1 protein-coding gene is annotated in these 2,046 nt (G+C 57.2%); it reads right to left on the minus strand.

From position 1 onward, the window contains the following. Positions 1-409: 409 nt before the first annotated feature. A partial coding sequence (locus tag SM763_RS24070) for an efflux RND transporter permease subunit (RefSeq protein WP_369000110.1) occupies positions 410-2,046 on the minus strand: 1,637 nt, incomplete at its 5' end.

The following is a 2,046-nucleotide window of genomic DNA, read 5'->3' on the forward strand; positions in this document are numbered from 1 at the left end:
CCGTCAGCGATCTCGCAGATGTATTTGCCGTCTCGCGGCCTACGATCTACCGCACCCTCCAACGCACCGAGAGTGCCAATTAGCGTGCAAATATCAGTGCCATTTATCGTGAAGAGTCACATCATCCTCTCTGGCGACTTCGATTGGCATTCTGGTGCAGCAGAGCGCAAAATTGCGCGGCCACTGAACATCAGGCCCGTCAGAGACTGGGGGACTTGAAGATGTTCGCTGAAAGTTCTCCCTTGGCGTGGTTTTACGAAGAAACCTTCCGATGGCCCCTATCTGCATCAGCCTATAGTACTCCTCTTTTGACCGGAGATGCGTTGTATTGACCCAAAGTACGGCCGCAAGGGAGCACGCACCGTCAAACAGCCGTGCACCTTTGCCTGCGCATCAGAACATATATGCCCTAAGCCTTCTTTACAGTTTTTGCCTTCGTACCATGCTCGTGGACCGTTTCGACAAGCGAATGATGCCCACCTTGTCTGGGTGCAAACCAGCGGTGCAGGGCGGGCATGACCAGTAGGGTCAGCACGGTTGACGAAACAAGCCCCCCGGTTACCACAGTGGCAAGCGGGCGTTGGACCTCGGCACCGACGCCGGTGGCGAAGAGCAATGGTGCCAGCCCAAGTGCCGTCGTCATGGCGGTCATCAGGACCGGACGCGCGCGCAGCCCTGCGGCCTCAATGGCCAAAGCCTCCAGATTGCGACCGGCGCGCGCAAAATCATCCATGAAACTGACCAATACCATACCGTTGCCCAACGCGATGCCGAACAATGCGATAAACCCGACAGTAGCAGGCACCGACACCGGCAACCCTGTCAACCAGAGCGCCATCGCACCACCTGTCAGCGCCAAGGGGATATTCAACAGGATGAGGATCGCTGATTTCAGGCGACCAAAGGTTACCAGAAGGATCAGCAGAACGATGCCCAACGTAATCGGAATAACCACTTTGAAACGGGCATTCGCCTGTTGCTGAAGCTCGAATTGGCCGCCCCAGACCAAACGATACCCGGGCGGTAGATCCAACTGAGCGTCCGTCAACGTCTGCGCTTCGGCAACGAAAGAGCCGATATCGCGACCGCGCACGTTGGACTGGACCGTGATGAAGCGTTCGCCATCTTCGCGTGTGATCTGGCGTGGACCGATTACAGTTTCGATATTGGCCACTGTGTCCAGCGGCACCCGTGCGCCCGAAGGCGATTCCAGCACGATGCGTCTGATCGCCTCCGGTGTGTCGCGGCTTTCTTCGTCAAAACGCACCATTATCGGAAACTGTCGCACGCCCTCGAACAGTGATCCGGCTTCGGCCCCGCCGACGGCTGCACGCAGCCCATCCAACGCGTCCTCAACATCAAGCCCGTAGCGACCAAGGGCTGACCGATCCACGGTTACCACAAGTTGCGGCGCACCGGTGATCTGGTCGGCCTGTACCTCGGCAGAACCCTCAACCTGTTGCAGGAGTGATTGCAGGACTTGTGATCGCTCCAACAGAATTTCGGAATCCGGTCCAAAGATTTTGACGGCCAGTTCGGCGCGTGTGCCGGTCAGCAATTCATCAACAGCCATCGCGATGGGTTGGCCGATATTTACCACAATCCCCGGAAAGCTTTCCAGATCTTCCGAAATCGCCGTGCGCAAACCTTCGGCAGACAAGCCGGGCCGCCACTGATCGACCGGGTTTAGCTCGATGAAGGCTTCGGCGCTGTTGGTCGGGTCAGCATGCGCGCCAACCTCACCACGCCCAATACGGGTCACGATGGACTTGATTTCAGGAAAATTCTTTAACAGCCGCTTTTCCACAAGCGTCGTCGTCTTCGTTCCTTCGGTAAGCGAAATCGAGGGTGCCATGGTGACGCGCATCAGAATATCGCCTTCCTCCAACGATGGCGTAAATTCGGAACCAAGTCGCGATCCTGCAAAACCGCCTGCAGCCAACAGCACACCACACAGGACGATCGCGAAAAAACGGTTGCGGACAAAGAACCCTGCTGTGCCGCTGATCATGGATGCAACACGTCCGGGCTGGTCCGGAGCTTTCT

Source organism: Pseudophaeobacter sp. C1-32P7, from assembly GCF_041008775.1.
In the GTDB taxonomy this organism is placed as follows: domain Bacteria; phylum Pseudomonadota; class Alphaproteobacteria; order Rhodobacterales; family Rhodobacteraceae; genus Phycobacter; species Phycobacter gallaeciensis_A.